The sequence below is a fragment of the Pedobacter superstes genome, from assembly GCF_037622515.1.
Taxonomy (GTDB): Bacteria; Bacteroidota; Bacteroidia; order Sphingobacteriales; family Sphingobacteriaceae; genus Paradesertivirga; species Paradesertivirga superstes.
The window spans coordinates 762,743-788,147 of sequence record NZ_JBBJCN010000002.1 but is presented as its reverse complement, the minus strand read 5'-3'; the positions used below and the strand labels follow the sequence as shown (position 1 = coordinate 788,147).

General features: G+C 37.5%; 24 protein-coding genes, 1 tRNA gene and 1 pseudogene. 12 read left to right on the top strand and 14 right to left on the bottom strand.

Annotated features, from left to right (window positions below):
* Nucleotides 1-129 precede the first annotated feature (129 nt).
* The 6 genes from WG906_RS08960 (at nt 130) to WG906_RS08935 (ending at nt 10,393) form a co-directional block, all read left to right on the top strand.
* The gene (locus WG906_RS08960) at nt 130-1,443 is read left to right on the top strand and encodes a BNR repeat-containing protein (RefSeq protein ID WP_339992235.1); all 1,314 of its coding nucleotides are present in this window, start codon (nt 130-132) and stop codon (nt 1,441-1,443) included.
* A 233-nt stretch (nt 1,444-1,676) separates the two neighbouring features.
* Complete coding sequence (locus tag WG906_RS08955) at nt 1,677-2,828, top strand: glycoside hydrolase family 88/105 protein (protein WP_339992234.1); 1,152 nt, start codon at nt 1,677-1,679, stop codon at nt 2,826-2,828.
* Between the two features lie 85 nt (nt 2,829-2,913).
* Nucleotides 2,914-3,885: a family 43 glycosylhydrolase gene (locus WG906_RS08950; RefSeq protein ID WP_339992233.1), complete on the top strand. Its 972-nt coding sequence runs from the start codon at nt 2,914-2,916 to the stop codon at nt 3,883-3,885.
* A 178-nt stretch (nt 3,886-4,063) separates the two neighbouring features.
* Nucleotides 4,064-7,195, top strand: a complete 3,132-nt coding sequence (gene lacZ / locus WG906_RS08945; protein ID WP_339992232.1) for a beta-galactosidase, LacZ type — start codon at nt 4,064-4,066, stop codon at nt 7,193-7,195.
* Between the two features lie 33 nt (nt 7,196-7,228).
* Nucleotides 7,229-8,548, top strand: coding sequence for a DUF2264 domain-containing protein (locus WG906_RS08940; protein WP_339992231.1), 1,320 nt, complete (start codon nt 7,229-7,231; stop codon nt 8,546-8,548).
* 15 nt (nt 8,549-8,563) lie between these two features.
* Nucleotides 8,564-10,393: a glycoside hydrolase family 2 protein gene (locus tag WG906_RS08935; protein WP_339992230.1), complete on the top strand. Its 1,830-nt coding sequence runs from the start codon at nt 8,564-8,566 to the stop codon at nt 10,391-10,393.
* On the opposite strand, the gene WG906_RS08930 is transcribed toward WG906_RS08935, so the two are convergent.
* The 7 genes from WG906_RS08930 to WG906_RS08900 all read right to left on the bottom strand — a co-directional run bounded on the left by WG906_RS08930 (nt 10,390) and on the right by WG906_RS08900 (nt 13,889).
* Nucleotides 10,390-10,839, bottom strand: a complete 450-nt coding sequence (locus tag WG906_RS08930; protein ID WP_339992229.1) for a GNAT family N-acetyltransferase — start codon at nt 10,837-10,839, stop codon at nt 10,390-10,392. The genes WG906_RS08935 and WG906_RS08930 overlap by 4 nt on opposite strands.
* Before the next feature lie 154 nt (nt 10,840-10,993).
* A complete protein-coding gene (locus tag WG906_RS08925) occupies nt 10,994-11,662 on the bottom strand; it encodes a DUF6766 family protein (protein ID WP_339992228.1) in 669 nt (222 codons plus the stop codon).
* Nucleotides 11,663-11,761: 99 nt separating this feature from the next.
* Complete coding sequence (locus tag WG906_RS08920) at nt 11,762-12,376, bottom strand: hypothetical protein (RefSeq protein WP_339992227.1); 615 nt, start codon at nt 12,374-12,376, stop codon at nt 11,762-11,764.
* Nucleotides 12,377-12,425: 49 nt separating this feature from the next.
* Entirely contained in the window at nt 12,426-12,794 is a 369-nt protein-coding gene (locus tag WG906_RS08915) for a response regulator (protein WP_339992226.1), read from the bottom strand.
* Nucleotides 12,795-12,883: 89 nt separating this feature from the next.
* Nucleotides 12,884-13,024, bottom strand: coding sequence for a hypothetical protein (locus WG906_RS08910; RefSeq protein WP_339992225.1), 141 nt, complete (start codon nt 13,022-13,024; stop codon nt 12,884-12,886).
* A gap of 201 nt (nt 13,025-13,225) precedes the next feature.
* Entirely contained in the window at nt 13,226-13,465 is a 240-nt protein-coding gene (locus WG906_RS08905) for a hypothetical protein (RefSeq protein ID WP_339992224.1), read from the bottom strand.
* Between the two features lie 350 nt (nt 13,466-13,815).
* Nucleotides 13,816-13,889, bottom strand: a tRNA-Ala gene (locus tag WG906_RS08900).
* Nucleotides 13,890-14,104: 215 nt separating this feature from the next.
* On the opposite strand from WG906_RS08900, the gene WG906_RS08895 reads away from it, so the two are divergent.
* The 4 genes from WG906_RS08895 (at nt 14,105) to WG906_RS08880 (ending at nt 18,956) form a co-directional block, all read left to right on the top strand.
* Nucleotides 14,105-15,331 (top strand): phage integrase SAM-like domain-containing protein, encoded by a 1,227-nt coding sequence (locus tag WG906_RS08895; protein ID WP_339992223.1) that lies wholly within the window; start codon nt 14,105-14,107, stop codon nt 15,329-15,331.
* 59 nt (nt 15,332-15,390) lie between these two features.
* Nucleotides 15,391-16,188 carry a hypothetical protein gene (locus WG906_RS08890; RefSeq protein WP_339992222.1) on the top strand — a complete coding sequence of 266 codons (798 nt, stop codon included), beginning with the start codon at nt 15,391-15,393 and terminating at the stop codon, nt 16,186-16,188.
* Nucleotides 16,189-16,379: 191 nt separating this feature from the next.
* Entirely contained in the window at nt 16,380-17,009 is a 630-nt protein-coding gene (locus WG906_RS08885) for a hypothetical protein (RefSeq protein WP_339992221.1), read from the top strand.
* Between the two features lie 54 nt (nt 17,010-17,063).
* Nucleotides 17,064-18,956 carry a hypothetical protein gene (locus WG906_RS08880; RefSeq protein ID WP_339992220.1) on the top strand — a complete coding sequence of 631 codons (1,893 nt, stop codon included), beginning with the start codon at nt 17,064-17,066 and terminating at the stop codon, nt 18,954-18,956.
* A gap of 66 nt (nt 18,957-19,022) precedes the next feature.
* On the opposite strand, the gene WG906_RS08875 is transcribed toward WG906_RS08880, so the two are convergent.
* Nucleotides 19,023-19,352: a helix-turn-helix domain-containing protein gene (locus WG906_RS08875; protein ID WP_339992219.1), complete on the bottom strand. Its 330-nt coding sequence runs from the start codon at nt 19,350-19,352 to the stop codon at nt 19,023-19,025.
* A 120-nt stretch (nt 19,353-19,472) separates the two neighbouring features.
* Nucleotides 19,473-19,607: pseudogene (locus tag WG906_RS19465) on the bottom strand (helix-turn-helix domain-containing protein); the annotation flags it as partial.
* Between the two features lie 422 nt (nt 19,608-20,029).
* Between WG906_RS19465 and xseA the strand changes: the two are divergent.
* The gene (xseA, locus tag WG906_RS08865; RefSeq protein WP_339992217.1) at nt 20,030-21,544 is read left to right on the top strand and encodes an exodeoxyribonuclease VII large subunit; all 1,515 of its coding nucleotides are present in this window, start codon (nt 20,030-20,032) and stop codon (nt 21,542-21,544) included.
* Nucleotides 21,522-21,728: an exodeoxyribonuclease VII small subunit gene (gene xseB / locus WG906_RS08860; RefSeq protein WP_339992216.1), complete on the top strand. Its 207-nt coding sequence runs from the start codon at nt 21,522-21,524 to the stop codon at nt 21,726-21,728. Before xseA ends, xseB begins: the two co-directional genes overlap by 23 nt.
* 223 nt (nt 21,729-21,951) lie before the next feature.
* Here the strand turns inward: xseB and WG906_RS08855 are convergent, their stop codons facing one another.
* From WG906_RS08855 to WG906_RS08835, 5 genes are all read right to left on the bottom strand, one after another.
* Nucleotides 21,952-22,143 carry a DUF6965 family protein gene (locus tag WG906_RS08855; RefSeq protein WP_339992215.1) on the bottom strand — a complete coding sequence of 64 codons (192 nt, stop codon included), beginning with the start codon at nt 22,141-22,143 and terminating at the stop codon, nt 21,952-21,954.
* 51 nt (nt 22,144-22,194) lie between these two features.
* Nucleotides 22,195-22,545 (bottom strand): hypothetical protein, encoded by a 351-nt coding sequence (locus tag WG906_RS08850; protein ID WP_339992214.1) that lies wholly within the window; start codon nt 22,543-22,545, stop codon nt 22,195-22,197.
* Between the two features lie 164 nt (nt 22,546-22,709).
* On the bottom strand, nt 22,710-23,717 hold the full coding sequence (locus WG906_RS08845; protein WP_339992213.1) for a DUF4407 domain-containing protein: 1,008 nt from the start codon (nt 23,715-23,717) through the stop codon (nt 22,710-22,712).
* A 2-nt stretch (nt 23,718-23,719) separates the two neighbouring features.
* Entirely contained in the window at nt 23,720-24,310 is a 591-nt protein-coding gene (locus WG906_RS08840) for a hypothetical protein (protein ID WP_339992212.1), read from the bottom strand.
* Between the two features lie 3 nt (nt 24,311-24,313).
* Complete coding sequence (locus WG906_RS08835) at nt 24,314-24,718, bottom strand: hypothetical protein (RefSeq protein WP_339992211.1); 405 nt, start codon at nt 24,716-24,718, stop codon at nt 24,314-24,316.
* Nucleotides 24,719-25,405 lie beyond the last annotated feature (687 nt).

Sequence of the window (25,405 nt, the reverse complement as noted above, 5' to 3'; positions counted from 1 at the left end):
AGCTCGTCTGAACAAAGACGGGCGGACGTCATAGCCTTTAACAGAAAATTATATACTGATGAAAAAACTTACACTACTAATTTTTACATGCACATTCGGCTATAGGAATTCATCAAGTCAATTAATCATATGAAACAGATTTTGCTTTTGATTTTTCTGACATTACATTTCGTTTCATTCGCCCAAAACAAGGATGAAGTAAATCTGGTGAATGTTGGAGAAGGCTGGGCTAATAATTCGGTAAACGCAGTAATATTTCGTAAGAACTCTTTGGTTACCTACCGGGATACCCAGTTTGTTGCCTATTATAACCAGGATAAGGTTGTCGTGCTTGGTAAAAGGAAGGTTGGCTCGGATAAATGGGAGTTAAAACAAACTCTCTACCAGGGAAATACAAATGACGCGCATAACACCATAAGCATTATGGTTGATGGAGATGGATATCTGCATATGTCCTGGGATCATCATGGTCATCCGCTCAGGTATGTGAAGGGTCTTGCGCCGGGTTCTTTAACCTTAAGCTCAAAAATTCAGATGACAGGAGAGGATGAAAAGCAGGTTTCATATCCGGAATTTTATAAAATGCCCCAGGGCGACCTGTTATTCTTTTACCGGAGCGGCTCATCGGGGCAGGGTGATTTAGTTTTAAATAAATATGAGCTGAAAACGAAAACCTGGAAGCGGCTGCACAACAATCTTATCAGTGGGGAAGGTTCCAGAAATGCATACTGGCAAGCCTTTCTCGATCATAAAGGCACCATTCATGTTTCCTGGGTATGGAGAGAGTCTCCTGATGTGGCCAGCAATCATGATATGGGGTATGCATGCTCTAAAGATGGCGGTCTGACCTGGCAAAAATCCACAGGTGAAAAATATGCTGTTCCTATTACCCAGTCCTCTGCTGAATATGCTTTTAAAATCCCGCAAAATAGCGAACTGATCAACCAAACTTCAATGTCGGCCGATAAGGCGGGAAATCCGTTTATAGCTACATACTGGCGCGAGGCAGATTCAAAAATTCCGCAGTACCATATTATTTATAATTCTGGAAAAGCCTGGGAGGTTTCAAACCTTGATTTTCGAAAAATGGCTTTTTCCTTAAGCGGAGCGGGCACAAAACGTATTCCCATATCCAGACCGCAAATTATGATCAATAACTCCAGATCTAAGCCATCGGGTTTATTGATTTTCAGAGATGAGGAACGTGGGAGTAAGGTTTCTGTGGTGAAAATTAAAAATTTTAAAAAAAGCAAATGGATGGTTAAAGACTTAACAGATTCATCTGTAGGTTCCTGGGAACCAAGTTTCGATACAGAACTCTGGAGTAAAAAGGGCTACTTAAATCTTTTTATCCAAAAGGTACAGCAGGTAGACGGGGAAGGAAAAGCGAATATCCCGGCTCAAATGGTTCAGGTATTAGAATGGAAACCAAAATTTAAATAGTAAAGAATGAAACCTGCATGAGCCTCCCCGAACGAAGCCGGGCGGACTTCATAGCAAAAAAAAAATATATTTTAATGAAACCATCATGAGCCTGCCCGAAAAACAGGCGGGCATACCGCTCACAAACAGCAATGAACTTAGCGAAGCGTTCTCTTGAACACCTTGCTAAGTAAATGCCTGTGAAAAATATGCTCATGATAGCTTCATAGCCATTAAAAAACAATTATATTCAAATGAAAATCAGCAAAGTTTTATGCGGAATATTCGCAGCAAGCTCAGTTTTTCTTTGCGCGTGTTCTGTTCAGCAAAAAAGCACACAATCTATATCAAGTTCAAAAAAGGATGTGCTTGAAATAATAGATAAGGTAAACGGGTACTGGCAGAAAAATAATTCGCCGGGCAAAAGAGCTTTTTGGGATGAAGCAGCTTACCATACTGGTAATATGGAAGCCTACTCAATAACACAGAATGAGGCCTATAGAAAGTATTCTGAGGCCTGGGCCGAACATAATCAATGGATGGGGGCCAAATCACAAAATAAAGCAGAGTGGAAATATACTTATGGGGAGAAAGACGATTATGTGCTGTTTGGCGACTGGCAGATCTGTTTTCAAACCTATATAGACCTGTACAATCTGGATAAGGATAATAAAAAAATAGCCCGTGCGAGAGAGGTTATGGAATATCAGATGAGCACTCCCAAGAATGATTACTGGTGGTGGGCAGACGGTCTTTATATGGTTATGCCGGTAATGACAAAGCTTCATAAAGTTACCGGGAATAAATTATACCTTGAAAAGCTCTATGAGTATTTTATGTATTCAAATAGTATTATGTATGACGCCGCGGAAAAGCTATACTTCCGTGATGCGAAATATGTTTATCCCAAGCATAAAAGTGCAAGTGGTAAAAAGGACTTTTGGGCTCGTGGTGACGGATGGATTTTCGCAGGTTTGGCAAAAGTTTTAAAAGATTTACCGATGGATGATTCCCATAGAGACGAATATCTCTCAAAATACAAAGGAATGGCCGAAGCAATTAAAAACTCCCAGCAGCCGGAAGGTTACTGGACCAGAAGTATCCTCGATCCGGCTCATGCTCCCGGCCCGGAAACCAGCGGAACAGCTTTCTTTACCTATGGAATGATTTGGGGGATCAATAATGGTTATCTTGATAAAAAAGAGTACATGCCGGTTGTAGCTAAAAGCTGGACTTATTTGACAAAAGTTGCCTTGCAGCCGGATGGTAAAGTGGGTTATGTGCAACCGATAGGAGAAAGAGCCATTCCCGGACAGGTAGTAAATCAGAGTTCAACTTCTAACTTTGGAGTGGGTGCTTATATACTTGCTGCGTCCGAAATGTATCGCTACCTGGATAAAAAATAAGTTTAATAAACAAAAATATTCTCTGCTGAAACCTGCATGCGTTCCCGTAAGAACGAGGTCTGGCGGACTTTATAGACTCTAAAAAATGAAAAAGAAAGAATTTGTTTTCCTTGCACTTTTGATATCGGTCCTGGTTTGTGGCGCCCAATCAAAAACGGATACATTAAAGGCTCCGAAAGCAGTTTTGCCCGGTGCATATGCTGATCCGCATATTGCCGTATTTGGCGATACCTTTTATATCTATCCGACAACGGATGGTACAGTAGGCTGGGCCTCCACTTATTTTACATGCTGGACTTCAAAAAATCTGGTGAACTGGAAAAATGAAGGTACAATACTCGACCTGCCTAAAGATTTAGAATGGGCAAAGGTAAGAGCTTGGGCTCCGGCTATAGCTCAAAAAAGCGGAAAATATTACTATTACTATTCGGCTGATGTTAATATTGGAGTGGCTGTCGCTGATCGTCCTGCCGGGCCCTTTAAAGATCCTTTAGGCAAACCCCTTATCGCAAAAGGTACAGTAAAAGGACAAATGATAGATCCCATGGTTTTTGTGGATGATGACGGCTCGGCTTATTTATATTTCGGACAGGGCAACTGTAATATTGTTAAACTGAACGAGGATATGGTCTCCTACGATCCCGCAAAAATGATTTCATTTAAACCACAGGGCTATAACGAAGGCTCTTTCGTATTTAAGCGTAATGGAAAGTATTACCTGATGTGGTCTGAATTTGATACTCGTGATCCGCGTTATTCCGTGGCTTATGCTACAGCCGAGTCGCCGATGGGTCCTTTCAAAAAAGCAGCAGCAAACCCGGTTTTAAAAGGAAAGGGAGTTGTTAAAGGCGCAGGTCATCATTCGGTAGTTAAAGTACCTGGTAAAGATGAGTGGTATATCGTCTATCATCGATTCATAATCCCGGATGGGAATGGCTATAATCGCGAAACAGCGATTTCTCGGATGCGTTTTGATAAAAGCGGAAACATTCTTCCTGTAGATGTATTTGAAAAAATAAAGCCTGTAAAAGTAAAGAAGAAATATAAGCGGGTGTAAAATGAGAGATACTCTTGATCAAAATTTTGGTTATAACCACTAAAGCATCTCCCATCTTATTTGAAAAATGCTTTGATATTGAATTTACCCCCCTCTTATTATTAATTTACCCCTTTTTATAAATAAAACTACGTTGTTGTTTTGTATCATACCCTAGCTGACTAAACAAATCCCTTTAATGAATACACTTATTAGTAAAAAAACAATTCTCAGGTTGTCCTGTGCATTTTCTTTCATGTGTAGTGCTTTTTTTGCCCAAAGCCAGAATAACGAATGGGAAAATCCCCGGGCAATAGAATCAAACAAAGAGAAGCCTCATGCAACTTTCATGCTGTTTAGTAATGCAGCGGACGCTAAAGCTGATGATTATAACAAGTCGCCTTATCATCAATCTCTAAATGGAAAATGGAAGTTTGTATATGTCGACAAATACGCAAACAGAATAAAGGATTTTTATCGCACAGATTTGGAAGACAAAAACTGGGCGGAAATACCTGTCCCTTCTAATTGGGAAAGAAAAGGGTTTGGAATTCCAATTTATACCAATGTTGTTTATCCGCATCCTAAAAATCCTCCCTTCATTGGAGAAAATAATCCCGTAGGAACCTATCGTAAAACATTTACCGTTCCAGAGAAATGGAATGGGAGCGAAGTGCTTCTTCATTTTGGATCCATCACTGGTTATGCCGTAGTATATGTTAATGGCCAGAAGGTGGGTATGAGTAAAGTTTCAAAATCGCCTGCAGAATTTAACATAACAAAATACCTGCAAAAAGGTGAAAATCTTCTAGCCGTTCAGGTTTTTCGCTGGCATGACGGAAGTTACCTGGAGGACCAGGATTTTTGGCGCATAAGCGGAATCGAACGTGACGTTTATTTAACCGCTTTACCTAAATTGACCATTTGGGATTTCTTTCTAAAAAGTGATTTAGATCCCCAATATAGAAATGGCTTGTTTAGTGCCGATGTGGACCTTCGACAATTTGCCGGAAACAATGTAAAAACCGGTGTTTTGACTGTTGATGTATTGGACAAAACCGGGAAAAGGGTATTTACTCAAAGCAAGGATTTTTCTTTTAATACCGATACTTTACAAACTATACGGTTTAACGGAACTATTAACAATCCTTTAAAGTGGAGCGCTGAAAGTCCGAATCTTTACGATTGCGTTATTACTCTGGTAAAGGGTAATGAAGCTGTTACTGCTGGTTCAAAAATTGGATTTCGGAAAGTTGAAATAAAAGATTCTCAATTTCTGGTAAATGGTGTTCCTGTTTATTTCAAAGGAACCAACCGCCATGAACATGATGATGTTGAGGGGCATGTGATAAGCAAAGAGTCCATGATTAAAGATATTCAGCTGATGAAACAGTTCAATATCAATGCGGTTAGAACCAGCCATTATCCCAATGATCCGCTTTGGTATAAATTATGCGACCGGTACGGGCTATACGTGATAGATGAAGCCAATATTGAAACTCATGGAATGGGTGCCGAGTTGCAAGGTTCGTTTGATAAATCAAAACATCCGGCATATTTACCAGAATGGGCTCCGGCTCATATTGATCGTATTAAGCGTATGCTCGAGCGTGATAAAAACCATGCTTCGGTAGTAATTTGGTCTATGGGAAATGAGTGTGGAAATGGGCCGGTTTTTTACGATGCATATAAATGGATTAAACAACGCGATCCTCGTCCAATTATGTTTGAGCAGGCGGGTGAAAACCCGAATACAGATATCGTTGGACCAATGTATCCTGGTATTAAATATATGACTAGCTACGCAGGTGCAAAAAAAGATAGACCATATATCATGTGTGAGTATTCTCATGCAATGGGAAACAGCAATGGTAACTTCCAGGAATATTGGGACATCATAATGGGAAGCCGCCATATGCAGGGTGGTTTTATTTGGGATTGGGTAGATCAGGGTATGCGAACTACAACAGCGGATGGCAGAATTTTTTGGGCCTATGGTGGTGATTTAGGTGGATATCATCTTCAAAATGATGAAAATTTCTGTTCAAACGGTTTAGTATCGGCCAATCGTACACCGCATCCCGGTCTTTTTGAAGTTAAAAAAGTGTACCAGAATGTTCTCTTCAAAGCTAAAAATGTAACGGATGGAGTGATTACTGTTCGAAATTTATTTGATTTTACTAACCTCGATCAGTATACCTTTAAATGGGAATTGAGCCGTAATGGAGAAAAGATTAAAGAAGAACCTTTTACGGTAAGTCTTGCCCCGCATCAGCAAAAAGATGTCAGGCTTAATTTGCCCAAATTTAAATCTGCGGGAGGCAGCGAGTATTACTTAAATGTTTATGCTTATACAAAAACATCAACCGAATTAGTGAGTGCCGGCCATGAAATAGCGCGTGAGCAATTTAAATATGCGGGCGATTATTTCGTTGCGAAATCATCAAGGGAAAATAAAGTGCAGATAAAGAAAGAAGAGAATAAGATTTTGTTTTCTTCAGGAAATATTAATGGTGAGTTTGATACACGTTCAGGGAGGTTGACTCGTTACACAAAAGGCGGCCAAAATGCGATCAGGCAATTTCCGGAGCCCTATTTCTGGAGAGCTCCTACCGACAATGATTTTGGTAACAAAATGCAGATTAATCTAGGTATCTGGCGCACCGCGCACATCGACCGGACTGTTAAAAATGTGACTGTAGGCGAGCAAACGGATTTAGGTTTGCCGATTAAGGTAGAGTATTCTTTAAGCGGTATTAACGTTCCCTATACAGTTGAATATTTTATTCAAAATGGCGGCGCAGTGAAAGTAACAGCCAGTATGGACATGACAGGGCGCGATTTACCCGAGCTGCCTCGTTTTGGTATGCGGATGGAAATACCTAAAGAGTACAGTAATCTGAGTTATTACGGGCGGGGACCATATGAAAATTATAGCGACAGAAAAACAGCTTCTTTTATAGGCTTATATAAAGACGAGGTTAAAAATCAGCTTACAGCTAGCTATATTCGTCCCCAGGAAAATGGTTATAAAACGGATGTTCGCTGGCTGAGCATTACCAACGATACAGGCAAAGGCTTGCTAGTAGAAGGAGTTCAGCCTATCTGTTTTAGTGCGCTGAATAATACTACAGAAGATTTGGACCCGGGGCTAACAAAAAAACAGCAACATCCCGTGGACATTAAACCGAGGAATGAAGTTTATTTAAATATAGATTTAAATCAGCGTGGAGTGGGTGGCGACAATAGTTGGGGCGCTTTACCTCATGACCAGTATCGTTTATTAGATAAAAAATACTCTTACAGTTATATTATAAGATTGGTTGACTGATGAAACCTGCATGAGTTTGCTGCTTAGAAAACAATGAAAAAGCCCGCCTGTTTTTCGGGCAGGCTTATAAACCCGTCCGAACGAAAGCCGGGCGGACTACATAGCCTAAACAATTATATTCAAATGAACAATGTCCTGATATTTATCTTTTTAATCGCGTCGGTTTTTCCTCAAGATCTGGAAGCGAAAAAACGGCCGGCCCAGTCCGACAGGGCGACCTGGCTTAGCTATATGGATAAAACTGCACGACCCATATTAATGAACCTTGCAGAAAATCGCCTGAAAGATAAAATGCCGGTTGCATTGGCCAGGAATATTGATAATAAAGAAAACAGAACCCGGGTTGCCTACCTGGAAGCTTTTGGCCGAACTTTAAGCGGGATAGGGCCATGGCTTACCCTCGAAGGCGGATCTAAGGAGGAAGTTGTTTTGCGAAATCAGTATCGTCAATGGGCTTTAAAGGCCTTGGCTAATTCGGTAAATCCTTCTGCTAAAGATTATATGACATGGAACGGCGGGCAGCCCCTGGTAGACGCCTCTTTTGTAGCCTTAGGACTTGTTCGCTGTCCCTGGCTATGGGAAAATTCAAGCGATTCAGTTAAACATCAGGTAATTACGGCTTTTACAACAACAAGAAGTACGGTACCTGTGTATAGCAACTGGATCTTATTCTCGGGTATGATAGAAGCTTTTTTTTGTAAATATGGTGTTGATTACGATAAGCTTCGTGTTGAATTTGGAATCAGAGAATTTGCGCAGCACTGGTACACCGGTGATGGCATGTTCTCAGACGGGATGAACTTTCATATGGATTATTATAACAGTTATGTTATCCAGCCATATCTGGTTAATATAGTCGACATTCTTAACAAGAAGAACAAACAGTATGAGTGGTTTGCCCCAAAACTGGATAAAATCGCTAAACGCTATGCCGAATTACAGGAGCGGATGATAAATTCCGATGGTACTTTTCCGCTTACCGGACGTTCAATTGTTTATCGTGGAGGCGCATTCCATCATCTTGCGGATATAGCTCAACGAAAGGCATTGCCAGAATCTCTGCGGCCAGCTCAGGTTAGGGGAGCGTTAACTGCGGTCATTAAGAAGACGCTCGGAGCTCCGGGCAGTTTTACAAAAGATGGCTGGCTTACTATTGGCCTGAATGGCGAACAACCTGGCCTGGCCGATTTTTATATTACTACAGGAAGTTTATATCTGTGCACTACTATTTTTCTTCCATTAGGCTTGCCGGACACAGATCCGTTCTGGTCTGATCCCAAGGCTCCATGGACAAGTTTGAAAGTATGGAGCGGACAAGATGGAGCTGCGGACCATGCACTGGACATTAAATAATCAGATCGTTCCCAAATGAAAGCATTACTGTTAAAACTATTGTTAAGCACGTTATTATTTATTGATTTTACTCATTTATACGCGCAGAATGAGCTGATTACAAATATAAATGCCAGGAAAACCACCAGCTTAAATGGGAAATGGCAATATATAGTAGACCCGTATGAAACCGGTTTTTACAATTACAGATGGCTGGAAAGAAATGAAAACGATAGAGAAGCTTATTGGAACAGTGATAAACCGGATAATAAGACCGACCGCAAAGAACATGGATATAGCGATAAGTATACACTGAGGGTTCCGGGTGACTGGAATTCTCAGGAAGAAAAATTTTTATATTATGAGGGTACTGTCTGGTATAAGAAATCATTCGACTTTGTAAAATCACGAACAGGAAATTCTGTTTACTTGTATTTTGGAGCTGTTAATTACCAGGCGGATGTGTATCTGAATGGGAAGAAGCTGGGTAGCCATAAGGGAGGGTTCAGCCCTTTTAATTTTCGGATCGCAGATTCAATTTTAAAAGACAAGGATAATTTTCTGGTCGTAAAAGTAGACAACAAGCGCAAGCGCGATGAAATTCCAACTTTGAATACCGATTGGTGGAATTATGGAGGCATAACGCGTGATGTCCTTCTGGTAGAATTAGAACCGGTATTTATCCGGGATTATTTCTTGACCTTGAAAAAGAATAGCACAAACGAGATCGAGGGCTGGATTAAGTTAAATGTGGCAACATCTGAAAATGTCAGCCTTGAAATACCTGAACTCAAATTTAAAAAGAAACTTACTGTTAAAGGCGATAGTGTAGCTTTTAGCTATAAGCTATCCAATATACAGCGATGGTCACCTGAGAATCCGAAATTGTATGAGGTGAAGCTTGGGACTAATACAAGCCTTATTAATGAAAAAGTAGGTTTCCGGACTATTGAAGTGCAGGGTGGCAAATTGGTTTTAAATGGGCGGCAATTATTTTTAAGAGGTATCTGCGCACATGAGGAAATATCACCGGAAGGTAGAAGGGCCCATAGTAAAGCGGACGCCGCACAACTATTCGGTCAGGCTAAGGCCTTAAATGCCAATATGGTTCGCCTGGCACATTATCCTCATAACGAGAATATGGTTAGAATGGCAGATTCGCTAGGAATATTGGTATGGTCGGAGATCCCGGTTTACTGGACGATAGACTTTGGAAGTAAAGAAGTTCTTAATAAGGCTAAACTACAGCTTAAGGATATGATCGCACGCGACCGCAACCGGGCCAGTGTAATTATCTGGTCCGTGGGCAACGAAACTCCGGTTTCGCCAACACGTACCGCTTTCATGAGTAATCTGGTAACGGCTGTAAAGAAATTGGATAATTCCAGACTTGTTTCTGCAGCTCTCGAGGTTCATAATGTTAATGGAACTCTCGTGGTAGACGATCCTTTGGGCGAGTTCACCGATATAGTCTCTGTAAATGAATACCTGGGCTGGTATGGAGGCCTCCCAAGCAATGTGCGAGCCGCGAAATGGGATATTAGATACGATAAGCCATTGTTTATCAGTGAAACAGGGGCAGAAGCGCTTGGAGGGTTTAAAGCCGACAGTCTGACCCGCTGGAGCGAAGATTACCAGGAATGGTTTTATCGTGAACAGGTAGCAATGATGAAGCGACTTCCTCAAAACTTTTCGGGACTCTCTCCATGGATTCTTACTGATTTCCGTTCACCGAAGAGAAATAATCCGGTTTACCAGGACGGCTGGAATAACAAGGGCTTGTTTGATCACAACGGCAATAAAAAGAAAGCATTTTTTATACTAAAAAAGTACTATGATGAGATGGAACAAACCTATAAACATTAAAGCTCTTTTCCCATGCAGACACTATTCGGCAGATCATTATAAGGCGGAAAGGAAGGGATTTTAATAAAGCCATGTTTCTCGTACAGCTTTATAGATTCAGGTTGTTTGATTCCGGTTTCTAAAACCGCATGATCATAAAATAATTCCTGGGCCCATTTAGTAAGTGCATCAATCATCATTGAAGCAACCCCAAATCCCCTGAAGTAAGGATTCACATACATCCGCTTTATTTCTATTGTCGTTGAATTAATTTCCTTAAAGCATCCGCAGCCTACAGTTATATTAGTTATCTGAGCAACCACCGCAGTATCGAGAGCATTTAATTGAATATTCGCATCAAACTTATAGTCCGCATGGGTATATCTGCTCATTAAATCATTGTCAAGTTCCAGAATCAGGTTTTTAAACCGTTTATCATCGCTTGTTGTTCGTATTATTTCTATCATGTTACCATTTTGAATTTTATTTGGGAGATTGCGACGATTCTTATAGTAAAAATAGGCTAATTATTGGAAAATTCATATGTTTTTTATAGAAGTATTGAAAAAAATACATCATTAGGTTGAAAATATTGCGATTGACAGTGGAGGCAGGCTTTTTTTACTCTCCGGTTTGAAAATGGGGCGCATCAACAGGTTTGGATTCTGGCGAGCCCTTCTGTCTCAGAAATATAGATAATATAACTATCGATGCGACCGAAAGAAACTCACTTTGCCAATTCTGAAAGCTTTCAAACCAAAATCTGGTATCGAAAATATAAATCATGAATTCTTCCGGCGGCAGTTGTTTTAATTCCTGTTCAAGATTGTAGTTTTCCCAGCTTCCATAAGCATGCAATCCAAAACTTATCAGAAATAAAATAAAAAATGCGATGGTAAGAGAATACTCATATAATTTAAGAATTATACCTCCTTTTTTTACTGGCCAGGGGGCATTTTTATGAGGCTTAGGTTCGCGGTCAACCTCTTGTTTTCCTTCAATCGGCTTTGATTCTGAAGACCCGATTTGCCGCAGGCTTACAGTGAGCATCACATATAGGGCCATTTGTAAAAATTCACTTTCCCAGTTTTCAAATGTTGCCTGGATGAAATGGCCAGATCTTAAGTAACTATTTATACTTAGTTCTTTTCCCCCTTGCTCTATCAGGTCTTTATTATGTTCCCTCCAGCCGGTATAGGCCTGACCTGCCCATGAAAACAGCATTAATGAGATAACCACAATGCTTAGGCTGTTTTTGTAAAGGAAAGAATGTTTTTTCTTTAGGGTCATGATTTGATTTTTTATAACAAGACTCTTAAAGTTTGATTTGTTTTAAACTCTGCATGAAGATTTGCACCAGAGAAAAGTTCATAAATTCTTTTACCGGGGCTATACCATGAATAGCAATGAGTAAATAAAAAGATAGTACCCTGTAATCATGAGTAAAATTGCAACTATCAGAAATATACCAGATCTGTAGAAAAGGGCCACAATAGTTCCGGTTACAATTAATAACAAGCTAATAAACATGTGTTTGTTTTTTTGCGGGCTTCTGATCTGTGTAATACCTTCTTTTTCTGGAATGGGCCGAAATTTCCTGTTAATAGTGTGTTTTTTTAACGGACGCCCGGAATCAGTAATTTCCTGCTTCAGTTTTCCGGGCAGGTGAACAGGGTTGTTTTTAATGGACGCAAGTGGTTTCAGTTTCCGGCTAATCGTGTTCTCTTGCAACTGACGATCAGAAATAGAAATTTCCTGTCTCAGTTTTTTAGGCAGACGAACCGGATTAGTTTTATTGGATGCAAGTGGTTTAAATGAACGTTTATTTGATGGCTTACTATCGGTGATGCCCGTTCCGGAAGCCGGTTCTGATATTGGTTTTTTTTCGTGTACAAGGATTTTAATAAGTACTATTTTGGGAGTATCAGAACTGAGTTTTGAAAGAGCAGATGCAGAAGACAGATTACAATAAACTAACAGGAATATATAAACCAGTTTTAACATAAAATTTGTAGTAGTTAAAGCCTGACCTATAATACGAAAATTAAAAGAATTAATGGCAATTTAAAAGATAAGCTTGTTCCATTATGCTCTCAAAATCTTCTAAATTAAAGGGCTTACCTATAAACAAGTCAGCGCCAGCTTTCTTAGCTAAATCAGTTATATTATCATTGGCAGTTGAATAAACCACCGGGATTGAATGAAAAACCGGATGACTTTTAATTTGTTGCGTCGCAAAAATTCCTCCCAGGTCAGGAATCCAGTTATCCATAACTATGACCGAAGGATTATAATTAGCTACTTTGTCGATTATTTCTACAACATTTTCTGATGTAAAAACTTCCCATCCGGCACTTGTTAAAATAATATTAAGAATTTCTAGTATCTCTTTGTCATCATCACAGACTAATACTCTTTTCATCGGGTTCACTAACTCAATCATTACGAACAAATGAGTTCACGGATTTTAATTGTTTCTGAAAAGTGATTGCGCTTTTCTATTCATGTTTATTAAGCAGCTTTGGAGCCTTCTGATTTATTAATAACGGAGGTTTTTTTTCTCCTGAATTTTAGTAAATCCGCTTTAAGTTTATAGACCAATTCAAGATCAATTAATTTTTCAATAACGATAGTAGAAGTCGATGCAGTCATACGCTTAATTTTTTAACCAGACATATGCGAAATTTATGCCAGTCTTAAAAAAGTTCTTTAATTAATCATTTCTCGGTTAGTTGTATTAAAAAATGGACAGATTGTGTTTACAGTTTTCGAAGAAAGTCGGATGTCTGATTTCACATTTAAAATCGAAACGCCAGGAATACCCGGCGTTTCATTGGTGGATTTAATTATTCTTTAATCTGTTTTTTTATAAAAAGAATAAAGAATGGGAATATTGCTGATAAGAGCAAAAAGAAATATACATATAATAGTTATTTCTAAAGATGAATTGGCAGTATTTACAAAGTACAAAAACTCAAAAACAAGTAGAATTGCTATTAATAATACTACCCATTTGGCTACAATCCAGGCATATAAGGTTTTATAGTTTTCCTTATAAGGCATTTCTGATTTCGAAAAATTCGTTAAATCCATAGGCAAGAATAATAAATTGGATAGTACAAAATTTGGTTAATTGGAAATTGTTTTAATTATTTACTAACGCTAAAAGTCACTGTTTGTTTCATTATTATTATTTCAACGTAAACTTAGAGATTATTTTAAAAAAAATTAAGGTATGAATTATTATAAAATTTTACTCTTAATTAAAGATTTGTAAATTAATTATCCTCAAGCCTCATCTGTTATTTCTGAAATGACCGGTAACTCCCAATTATCTGTTTTTACGCATTTTGTGCAAAAAGCATACGGAAGTATTTTACCCATTTTTGGGGTGCCAAAAAAACAGGCCTTTAGATTTTATTCTAAAAGCCTGATTATCAATGTGGAGAATATCGGAGTCGAACCGATGACCTCTTGCATGCCATGCAAGCGCTCTAGCCAGCTGAGCTAATCCCCCATTGAGGGCGTAAAAGTAGTAAAAAGAGACCAAGGTGCAAATAATAGTTGTAAATAAGCTTTATAGGCGGGTTTTGATGCTACAGTTTAACTTAAAGGGTTTCTATAAAACGTAACAGCTACTTCCAAATCTCTATTTTTCTTGAGTTTGCATGTACATCTGCATGTACAATGCATGTACAAAAATGCATGCTGCTTGACCATAAAAAACAACTTATGGTTACTATTAAGCTATTTTTAGACAAACGAAGAATTAAAAAAGACGGTTCCTATTCATTGAATTTTATGATCTGTCATCAAAGGAAAACAACCACCCGTAGTACAGGCATCTCAATGAGAGCTGAAGATTGGGATGAGAATTTGAATTTAGTTAAGAAATCCCATCCCTCTTATAAAGCATTAAACATCCGTTTAAGGAAGGATTTCGCCGACCTACAATCACAACTCTTATTGGCCGATGATCAGACTATCCTATCATTTCTTAATCCAGAAAAGTCTGTAGTTGTAAAAGAAGATACACCTGCTAAAGTATCGAAACTAACGGTTTACCAATATGCTCAGGGTTTGATTGATGAATTGAAGAGCATAAATAAAATTGGTAATGCTTGGGTTTATCAATCAACGGTTAACGCATTGAAACTCTACTATCCAAAAGACGATTTATACTTTGAGCAGATAGACTATGCATTTCTTGATGCCTATAATGCCTTTCTAACTAAGAAGGAGATTAAGCATAACTCGATTTATCTTTATGTTAGAACAATCCGAATATTCTATAACAAAGCAATCAAAGTTAAACTTGTTGACAAGGCATTATATCCCTTCGATGACTTTAAGTTAAAACCTGAAAAGACTAGAAAACGAGCAATCGATAAACTCGTAATCAAGAAGATTAAAAACCTTAAACTGGTTGAGGATACAACTATCTGGCACGTGAGAAATTGGTTCCTACTTTCTTTCTATCTAATTGGAATTTCAATTGTAGACTTGGCTTTACTCGCTCCAGATTCGTATAAAGACGGAAGAATTGAATATAAACGGCGTAAAACTGGGAAGTGGTACGATATAAAAGTTTTACCTCAAGCAGCTACTATCATCGAACTATACTTAAATTCGTCTAAGACGGGCTATATCCTGCCTGTAATAAACTATAAACCGAAAGATGAAGAAACGCTAATGCGTATAGTTAAAGGGAGAACAAAGCTCATAAATAAATACATTAAGCAGCTTGGTGAAATAATAGAATATGAGGGTGAGATTACCACTTATACCGCTAGACACTCTTGGGCCACGATAGCAAAGAAACTGGGCTATAGCAATGAAGTCATAGCTGAGGCGCTAGGACACGAATATGGAAACGCCATCACGAATGTCTACCTAGATAGCTTTGATAAGGAGGTGATTGATAAAGTCAATAAGAGAGTTTGTTGTAGCATTGAATAAATCTAGTCCTGCCTTCGGGCAGGATTTTTTATTTTTAAACCAACTACTACCTTTACAAAATGCAATTCGATATCCATATCAACTACAACATTCTAAGAAAATACAATTTGGATATTGAGATGCAAGCTCAACTATTGGAAACCAAGAATGAATCGTTGAATTCGGTCTCACATGCTTTTCAAACGCATCATAGATCGACTACAGAGCTTGAGGAGTGCTTAACCGAATACGCAGAACTCTTAACTACCTACAACATCTCTGGCCATTCCGACCACCTGTTATTCTTTGCGGGTTCAATCATGCAAGGTTTTGAAGGCGCAGAATTGGACAAGTTGAATATCAAAACCGCTAAAGACGCTTTAAAGAATGCATTATTACTCTTGAAACTTTATGAGGAAAACCATTTCTCAAAACTCACCATATCAGTTGAACGAAAAGGATTTAAAGAAAAAGTGACTTTCGATCAGGCCATCTTCATTCAAGCAGTGATCCAGCCCTTAGTCGAAAATATAATCAGAATAACCCGTTCTCCAGCATTCAGCCCTGAGTTACACGAAGTACTTAAAGACTGTGAACCAAATTACGTCTCTTTTAAGAAAGCTCTAAACTCTATTAAGAGTTCTACTAGCTCGGATCAATATGATACTACACTTTCGAGTTTCTGTTCAACTGTCGTTAATTACCTCAATCAAGAAACGACATTGAAAAGCAAGCCAGGAACAACTCTATCAAGTGATCAGGGCAGATTCCTTTTCCAATTTTTAAAGCTTTTTAACTTCATTGATGATGAGTCGATCTCGAGCAACCCTGAGGATTACATAGGCTCTAAGATCCGATATCGCGCAAAAAAATCTTAACGCGCAGACTTACAGATCAATAACTTCCTGCGCAATTTAGTCATCCTAGTTATTTCCCCGCCTACTCTCACCTGTTTGCACCTTTGCTGTACGATAATAATTCGTAGTGCTTGGCCAAGCGAGTCGTGAACAGCAATTAGACGACTTAAAAGCAAACGAAAGCAATGGATTAAATTAAAAAAATTAGGACAATGAGCTTAAAATCAATTTATTACTCTCAGTGCCCATCAAGAGCAAATGATGCAATAAGAATAGGATATTACTTAATAGCCAGGGTTTCAAAACCGAAAACAAACAACAATAAGCAAGAGGCTTATGCAACTGCTTATTGGTACCCTCAACCCACCTTTGAGGCCTGCCTCGCAGTAAAAATCAACCTTTCATCTCTAAGCAACAGACTGTCTGACGGGCTGAAGGAAATATCTTACAAAGAACTTGAAGGCACCGTCATTCACATCGAAAGCAATAATCTGGAACCCTCTCAGAATCCATCCTTCAGTCCTACATACAAAATCGTTTGGAACGTTTTAGGACCATACGTTGGACCTGTCAATCCCGTGGAGTTTCTGACTGATGCAATTCGGGAACGGTGGGAAATTTGCGATGCTGTTAGAAAAGAAGTTGAATTTGAAGTTTTGATGGAGTCACTACCAAGCGAATATGAGTTGCAAGAGCTCGCTTATCAAATCATGGATCAAGAATGCACGGATGAGGAAAATTCAATACTGGCGGATCTAATTCTACAGGAAGAGGAGGAGAATGAGAACAATCAAATTTTCCTTGATTCCTTAGATGACATTGACTATGACAATAATCTATAATATAACTCTATTAGATCAGCCTTGGAGAAGTCCAAGGCTTAATTTCTATCCTAAATGACTACAGAAACGATTTATGTTAGCGATGCCACTCTCAACTTTACGGAAGTTTTGAATGCGAGCAAATTCTTTGGTAAGATACCTTCTAAATATATCATTAATAAAAGACGTCCGGGACTCGGATGCACTCACCACGAAATTTCATCACATAGGCATTCAATCATCATCGAGCCATATGTAGCGGTAATTGAAGTTAAAAAAGTGAAGTTCCCAAAGAAACTATGTGTTATAATGGGGAAAATGACTATAAAGGAAGTTAAAGCGGTGGTCAATGATTATTTAAACGATCCGACCATTCCTCATAAAAAGTTTATGACCACTCCTGAATCCCTGTACAAAATCATTAACATTTTAAAGCATCATGATTCCTCATATAGAGAAAACTACTTTCTCCTTATTGACGAGTGCGAAATTTGGATAAAACAAGCAATTTTTAGAGACAAGATCTTAAATCCTATTCACGAGTTCTTTGAATTTAAGCAAAAGGCTATGGTGTCCGCTACTCCCATTATTCCCTCGCATCCAAAATTCACTGAACAAGGGTTTAAGATTCTTGATATGGAGCCTCTATTTGTTTATAAAAAGGAATTAAAGCTAATTACAACAAATAATATCAGAACATCTTCTAGAAATGTACTGAAGCTAATATCAGACTCCTTACCAGTATTCATTTTCACCAATTGCAGAAAGACTATTTATTACCTAAGTCAGTTGGATTTTGTTAAGGATGATTTTAAGGTTTTCTGTGCTGAAGATCTTGACATACGGTTCTTTCAAAATCAAAACTTATCAAATGTCAACTATAGTGTAAAAGAGCAAAAGTATGCACGATACAACTTTCTAACGTCTCGATTTTATAGTGCAGTTGATATTGATCTCCCAGTAAAAGCACATGTTATTATGATCACGAATGTTCAAGATGCTAATCATACAGTGATTGATCCATCAACCGATGCTATTCAAATCTATGGAAGATGTAGAAAAGGTATAAAGACGATTACTCATATCAGTAATATATACCCAAACCAAACTGCTGTCAGCAAAGATCAAGTGGCTCTATATGCAGACAGGGAAATCTATCATATTTCTAAATTAAAAGAATTACAAGCTAAAACCTACACTCCGGTGGCAAGGGATGTTGTAGAAAGTCTCATTGATAAACAGTTTGCTAGTGAAGTGTTCAACGAAGATGATTCAGTAAATGACTTTAAAAAGGATAATTTTATTGATAGCAAAAGTATAAAGAGCTTTTACTATTCTGAAAAAAGTTTACTTGCAGAATATCAGGAAACTGAGTTCTTTAATGTCACCCATATTCCAGTAACACATATTTCTTCTGATTTAGATCGGCTCCGTATCAGCAGAGCAAAGAATAAAAAAAGAAGGATGGAAGTTACTGCTCAACTCCACAGATTAGTTACAGACAACGATCAATTTGACCTAGACCCTACAGAGTATAGATACGAACTGCAAAGGCTAAAAAGCGAGGATGAGTTCATATTCAATGCTTATTTTGAAATTGGATACGAAAAAATACATGAGCTAAACTATAGCAAGCCATTTATAACAGATGCTATATTCCAAATAAAAAAAGATGAAGGAAGAAACCACATGTTAATGATAGATAAGATCATCACAACCTTCCCCCTTCAGGTAAAACTTTATAGTGATGATATCAAGGAAAAGCTTCAAAGTATCTATACAGAATTCAACTATCAAAAGAAACCAGGAGTTATATATAAGGCCAAGGGAGCAGACATAACCGACTATTTCGAATGCAAGCTTCATAACGGCAAGCAACAAATTGACGGGGCTTACAAGTCTTGGTATAAGCTCTTTGCCACTAAGGATAAAATTTCTAAAGAGCTGCAATATCTTACAAATAGATAGTAAATAGGGAGATTTTTATTCGATTATAGTTTTAATATAGTCCTAGATAAAATCTCCCCTTAATAATTAACCCATGATGAATGTTGATTTGTTTCCTTCATCCTTATTTTCTTTTTTATAACTATAAAGCCAATTGATCTTATCAGTTAGGAAATCTGCACTTAATAAGGCGCGATTCTTCTTTCTTGTTTCGATATACCCATTGTTCTTCAGGCCGTTATATTGCTTATAGACGGTGTTGTACGATAATCCTAAATGATTCTCGATATCTTTGATGCTATAAATGGTTTGAAGGAGTCCATGATTAAAAAACTGCCTCACACATATTAACATTGCCTTTTCATGGAGCGAGAGATCTGTAGCATTAAATATATCATATGGGATCTTTTCAAACATGTCCAACTTCTTAAAATGGTATCTATTTGATAGATGTATCGATTTAGAATGGATGATTGAAATTAAACCTGAAGCCTCTAACCTAGGTATTGAACTAGTTATAAAGCCTCTAGAGGTTCCAGCCTTCTCTGCCAGAGTTTCAAATGATGGAAAGCAATCATTTGTTGAACTATTATTAAAAGACCTTAAGGTTACATAGGTCAGAACATCTTGATATTTGATTTTATAGTCGCTCAAGTAAGCAAGCGAAGGCATGGCGATAAAGCGCACATTGACATTGTTCATTTAACATTTAATCATAATTTAAAAATTAATTATCTGATTAATAGTTAGATCTTGACTTTATAAAAATCTATGGGGCTTAGTAGCGGAAGTACTACAATATACGAAAAATCTATGATAATTTCTGTGGTGTACTCTAACTATAATCCGCGGATAATAACTGTATAGTTTGAGTACATGACAGAAAATAGTAATGGCTTTTAACAATCTGAACTGATTTTATTATTACCGCCAATCTGCTACGAAGCAATTAGGATTCTTAGGAACCCCTTCGCTGCTTACTTGAAATAATCATGATCCCTTATTTTGAGTAGGAGATTCTCTTTTGCCGTTAAGTTCTGAAATCCAGTGCCAATTAATACTTATTTTGTTGATATTTATATAAAGTAGAAACCTTGGAAGTATCTGTAGCAAATAGGTCAGGCATAAAGCTTTCTGAATTAACTAAAGAAATTTATGAGGTGATTAATAATCACTTTGCAGATAAATTCTTCTGGGTGATTGCTGAAATTACTAATCACAGATATGTTTCAAAAAGCGGATATCATTATTTTGATCTAGCAGAAAAGGATTCAAACAACCAATCCATCCTGACTAAAATTTCTTGCACTGCATTTTCAACTGGTTCTGAAAACGTTAGGAATTTCGAATCCTACACCAAGCAGAAATTCACCAATAGCTTGGAGGTGCTTGTTAAGCTAAAAATCGATTATAGCCCAGCATTTGGATTAAAGGCGATCCTATATGACATTGATGTTGCTTTTACAATTGGGAACCTCGAAAAAGTCCGTCAACAAACCTTACTTAGATTACTTAAAGAAGAAAGCAACCATATAAAGAAGATAGCTGACGATTACTGGACAACAAACAAGGCATTAGCGCTTCCAGTCATCGTAAAAAATGTTGCATTAATTACTTCTAAAAGCTCGGAAGCATACACAGATTTTTGTCATACAATAACAAATAATGATTACGGCTACAGGATCAACGTTCTTCCCTTTTTATGTAAAGTTCAGGCAGAAACCGCTAGCCAGGAGATCATCGAATGTTTGAAAACAATCTTTTCGGTTTACAAAGAATTAGTAGATGTCGTTGTAATATGCAGGGGCGGTGGATCTCAAACAGATTTTTTAACATTTGACAATTTTAACCTTTGTCGTACAATAGCGAGGTTTCCAATTCCTATAATCACCGGAATTGGCCATCAAACTAATCGCAGTATCGCAGATCTTCTAGTAAGGGTTGAAACTAAAACACCGACAAAAGCTGCCGAATTCATTATAAATCATTGCCATAACGCAGAGCTTAACGTAAGACAATTTCAAAAACAAATTATCTTTAATAGTCAGAAGATTATTTTAAATCAGAGCAATAGGTTATCTGACTTGCGTTCAACCGTAATCAACTGCACTAGAGATAGCATTGCTACCTGTCAAGAGTCAATTCAAAACAGTCGCTCGCAAGTAATAGCGAATTCAAACAGGATTCTCTCATCAAATAAAGATCAAATCGCACATATACACAAAGTTTTCATCCGCAATACCTATCGACTGATAAACGTCCACAAGCAAGAACTTTATATGTTAGCCACCGTCCTCATAACTCGACCGCCAGCTATTATAACTAATCAGAAGAATGACTTAATTAATGAAATCAGGAAGTTAAAAAGTTCTTCAAGCATGTTTGTAAAGTTAAAATCGGGTTATCTTGGTCATTATCGAACCCTCTTCAATCATTTGAGTGTTGATAATATCTTATCTAAAGGATTTGCTATAATCAGGAAGGGCGGCGAAATTGTGACAGATCCTAGTTTAATTCAGGTGCATGATGATATTAACATCCAATTGAAAAACACCTCACTAAATTCTAAAATAACCGATAAACAAGATGGAACAGAGTTTAACCTATGAAATAGCTTTTACGGAGTTAAAAACTATTTCTGAGGAGATAGAAAACGAAACAATCACAGTGGATGTATTAGCTCAAAAGGTGAAGCGCGCATCAGAATTAATTCAATTCTGTCAGCAAAAATTAAGAGCTACAGAAGTCGAGGTAGATAATATTATAAAGCAAATGGAAGCATCCACTAAATAATCCGCTTTGAAGCATACGAGAGTGAATTGATACTGGAAACTCTTATAAACAAAAATGGGTCGAATAGATTTATGAAGAGCTTAGGGTTATCATTTGATGAGATTACAAAAAAGGCTGCACTAACTTAATAGTACAGCCTGTTCATCTGCCAAGATGATGTCTTTCCGAGAAAAGACAACCAATAATAATCATTAAATTTAAGATTTCAATTATTGTAATATCATTAAGCTCTTATAGCATTCACAAAATCTATCAATCTGTTATAGGCTGGAGACTTAATGCCATACGCTCTAATCTGCAATAATTGGGAATCCACAAACTTTGGTACATCCGTTATTTTAACAGCAGAATTAAGGTAAAATTCTTGCGGTAGTTGGGTATCTTTTAAAAACGCTTCAAGCTCCTGAATACTCATTCGCGAAAGTAAACAATTTCCGAAATTTCATATTTTACTGCCTCGTAAAAACTACTCATCATCATTCGCCTCATTTTTTAATCTTCTAACCTCATCTTTTAAGTCTTCGTTTTCACTTTCAAGATCATCGTAACTACTCGAGGAACTATAGGACCTTTGAGCAGCGTCACGTTCTTTCTTCTCTTTTTCCTCCTGCTGCATCTTCTGATAACCCGGAAGCTCAGACAAAATTCGTTGCGTTTCCTGCATTCTCGTTTGTTCTTCTGCACGCTCTTGGGCTTGCGTTTGTTGAGACTGCTCAAATAACTGCCGCTCTGCTTTTTGGGTGAGTGTTTCTTTTGGTTCGCTTTGGCAGCCTATAGTCGAAATGATAACAGATAAAGCAATTAGTTTTTTAGTCATTTATATTTTGTTCTTCTGATTAAAAGAGAAACTAAAAGTATTACTTAAGATATAAGTCCAACGTACATCCGCCTATGAAAACGTACATTTTTCGTTTTAAATAGTTACAGAAACGATCCACTAAATTACGGTTCAGGATGTTTACAGCTGATAAAATAAAGCACTTATACGTTTTCCCCCGTACTTGTCTTTGCTAACAATTGCAATCTCTTTAGCTGAAGATCCATCTGGTGTTTTATCGTTATATCATAATCATTTTCCTTTTCCCCTATTTTGCTCACAAGAATAAATAATTCAAGACCCAACAGAAAAAGTATCCAAAGCAACCAAACGGCAAACGCAATACCGGAATCACTGATCAACCTTTTCATTACATTAAGCTCGTCAAGAAATCCTACTTTGGATTTTATTTCGCTTTCAAGTGAAGCTCTAAGTGTAAGAAGTAAACTGTCTTTTGCATTTTTAGCTATAGATAAACTATTTATTTGCAAATTGAGTGGCTGTATTAAATCAACCTTCGGATTCGATATTGATTTAAGAGTAGTAGAAGTTGTTTTGATTAGTCTCGTACTTGTCGTAGTTCTTAAGGAATCTTGAACGGTATTATTAACCGGAGTAACGCCTGAGGTTTTTTCGATGGCAGTAATAAAAGGATTGGCTGAAATGTCATTCATTAATGCTACTCTTTCTGTCTCTTTGATGTTAATGGCCGTTTGAATTTCGGCTATCTGTCCTTTAAGCATGGAAGTACGAGCAGGTAATAGATTGTTGACTTTTTCGCCCAACAACTTAATTTTCTCCTGCTCGATATCTTGTTTGAAAATGATTTGATCAATTACTAAAGAACCGATCAAAGCCATCATACATGCCATTGCTCCGCGAAAAATCAACAAAGCAGTGCTTTTATGAACTGCTAGAATAATCTGACGTTCAACTTGAATGATAATCAATGTGAATATAAAGGCTCCTGCAATAGAACCAATAAATCCTACTCCTAAGTACCTGGAGGTAAAGTTAAACCCGATAAATCCCCATAGTAAACATACAATTAGCATTGCTGAAGTATATCTTTTTACTGTCTTTGCTGTAATCTCACTGCATCGTGACACTATTTCAAAATTGTAGCCTGTTAGGAAGCAGCCTATTCTAAGCCACCAATTAGTCGTTTTCATATCTATAGATTACGTTTTAGAATCGTATGATGCGAAATTGCCGCCAGCCCATTTTTAAAACCCCTGGTATAACTTATCACTATACCCTGACTTTCTCCTGTCCCTTCTTTGGCATCTGCTTCTATTTCTATAACTTTCTTAATATGACTTTGCGCGATATCCTTTTTCATGGTCAATTCCTGAACAGTATCAATCATTCCACTCCGACTTCTGCTTTCTATATGAAAGTTAATCTCCGTTATAAAATCCTCATAAAATGTTCTTACTTTCCTAATTGTCCTTGATAGTTCATTTTTTAAAGCATCAAGATTTTGCTGCAAGTGGCTACTGTCAGGATTCACTAAAGCGTCATTATAACCATTTTCCTCATGGTTTTTATCCAAGAAAGCGAATAGTAAATTGATGTTATTGTCTGCGGTTGGGACATAATTATTTGGAGATATCTTTTTTTCTCCAGAAAGCTCCCTTTCAATGAATATTCTTTCCGGGATTGGTTGGACTATCGTCTCGCTTTCGACAGTATTTTGAAACGGCTTTAACGAAGGCTCTTCAGTTGAAGAGCCATTTTGCTTTTGATTGTCAAAAAAACCCATATGCTAAATTTTAATAGTTGGTACTTTGAATTGTCGATGCCCCCTTTGATGGCACTTCTCACATAAAGTGATTAATAAATTATCAGCATAGTCCCAAGGAGCCTTGAACTGTTGCTGTTCCTCTATAAAGTGATATTGACGATGATGCACCTGAAGAGATTGGTTACTGTCACATAATATGCAGCGGTGTTTATCTCTTTCTAGAATCTCAACTCTTTTGCTTCTCCATCGTGGATCAAAAAGAAGTGCACCATATGTCCCATGACTTTCATTCTTTACTTCTGTATAATTTGAAGCATCGGCTTTACTACCGGAATTAGTCAAATTAGAATACCTTACCTTTAAAGATAGATTTTTACTGTACCTTGCTTTATGGCCTGCGGCAAGCCTTTTTTCTAAGAGAATCAAGTTGTGCATGAAAAAAGAAAAAAGAGTTAGTATCTACTTTAATGTTGCGTTCATCCTTTTAGTTGTTCTAGTTTGGTGTAAGTTGAGATAAGCTAATAGATGATAATCTCTAGCTAGTATTGGTAAAAAAGAATGATCAACGACGGGAATAAATAATTTGGGACAGATTCTTTGCTTGCGGAAGGTTCTAGAGGTAGAGAGTGCGGCAATTAAAATAAGTAATAGTTTTTTCATGTGAATATAGGTTAAGAAGGTTTTACAAGATAATATTATTAATTCATATTTAAATCCCTTATGAAAATATATTATAACAACTTTTCAATTTCCTCCAGCGATATGCTCTCCCAGTAGTTCTCAAGCAATTCCATTGTGTTAAATGGCTTAATGTTCATGATCTGTTTAAAAACGGAGTGTGTAACTAACGTCAACAAAGAACTCCCCTAAACAGTAAGGCAATACTGTTGAATCACCATCTATTCTATTAGCTACGAATTGACTCTGCCAAATAGACTCGGCTTGTTCATTCATTTAACCTGATAAAGTCGTAGAGTGTCATAGGTAATCCAAAAATACATTCACAACTAGAAAGATTCCAAGTAATCCGATAGCTCCTGTAATATACATATCGATGTTTAAAAGCTCTTTGAATGGCTGAGTAAAACCAGTAATTACCCAAATGATAAATGC

Bases quoted from the DNA above. Each gene is read 5' to 3' on its own strand.
- WG906_RS08960 (WP_339992235.1), top strand. From the start codon at position 130: ATGAAACAGATTTTGCTTTTGATTTTTCTGACATTACATTTCGTTTCA.
- WG906_RS08955 (WP_339992234.1), top strand. From the start codon at position 1,677: ATGAAAATCAGCAAAGTTTTATGCGGAATATTCGCAGCAAGCTCAGTT.
- WG906_RS08950 (WP_339992233.1), top strand. From the start codon at position 2,914: ATGAAAAAGAAAGAATTTGTTTTCCTTGCACTTTTGATATCGGTCCTG.
- lacZ (WP_339992232.1), top strand. From the start codon at position 4,064: ATGAATACACTTATTAGTAAAAAAACAATTCTCAGGTTGTCCTGTGCA.
- WG906_RS08940 (WP_339992231.1), top strand. From the start codon at position 7,229: ATGAAAAAGCCCGCCTGTTTTTCGGGCAGGCTTATAAACCCGTCCGAA.
- WG906_RS08935 (WP_339992230.1), top strand. From the start codon at position 8,564: ATGAAAGCATTACTGTTAAAACTATTGTTAAGCACGTTATTATTTATT.
- WG906_RS08930 (WP_339992229.1), bottom strand. From the start codon at position 10,839: ATGATAGAAATAATACGAACAACAAGCGATGATAAACGGTTTAAAAAC.
- WG906_RS08925 (WP_339992228.1), bottom strand. From the start codon at position 11,662: ATGACCCTAAAGAAAAAACATTCTTTCCTTTACAAAAACAGCCTAAGC.
- WG906_RS08920 (WP_339992227.1), bottom strand. From the start codon at position 12,376: ATGTTAAAACTGGTTTATATATTCCTGTTAGTTTATTGTAATCTGTCT.
- WG906_RS08915 (WP_339992226.1), bottom strand. From the start codon at position 12,794: ATGAAAAGAGTATTAGTCTGTGATGATGACAAAGAGATACTAGAAATT.
- WG906_RS08910 (WP_339992225.1), bottom strand. From the start codon at position 13,024: ATGACTGCATCGACTTCTACTATCGTTATTGAAAAATTAATTGATCTT.
- WG906_RS08905 (WP_339992224.1), bottom strand. From the start codon at position 13,465: ATGGATTTAACGAATTTTTCGAAATCAGAAATGCCTTATAAGGAAAAC.
- WG906_RS08895 (WP_339992223.1), top strand. From the start codon at position 14,105: ATGGTTACTATTAAGCTATTTTTAGACAAACGAAGAATTAAAAAAGAC.
- WG906_RS08890 (WP_339992222.1), top strand. From the start codon at position 15,391: ATGCAATTCGATATCCATATCAACTACAACATTCTAAGAAAATACAAT.
- WG906_RS08885 (WP_339992221.1), top strand. From the start codon at position 16,380: ATGAGCTTAAAATCAATTTATTACTCTCAGTGCCCATCAAGAGCAAAT.
- WG906_RS08880 (WP_339992220.1), top strand. From the start codon at position 17,064: ATGACTACAGAAACGATTTATGTTAGCGATGCCACTCTCAACTTTACG.
- WG906_RS08875 (WP_339992219.1), bottom strand. From the start codon at position 19,352: ATGTTTGAAAAGATCCCATATGATATATTTAATGCTACAGATCTCTCG.
- xseB (WP_339992216.1), top strand. From the start codon at position 21,522: ATGGAACAGAGTTTAACCTATGAAATAGCTTTTACGGAGTTAAAAACT.
- WG906_RS08855 (WP_339992215.1), bottom strand. From the start codon at position 22,143: ATGAGTATTCAGGAGCTTGAAGCGTTTTTAAAAGATACCCAACTACCG.
- WG906_RS08850 (WP_339992214.1), bottom strand. From the start codon at position 22,545: ATGACTAAAAAACTAATTGCTTTATCTGTTATCATTTCGACTATAGGC.
- WG906_RS08845 (WP_339992213.1), bottom strand. From the start codon at position 23,717: ATGAAAACGACTAATTGGTGGCTTAGAATAGGCTGCTTCCTAACAGGC.
- WG906_RS08840 (WP_339992212.1), bottom strand. From the start codon at position 24,310: ATGGGTTTTTTTGACAATCAAAAGCAAAATGGCTCTTCAACTGAAGAG.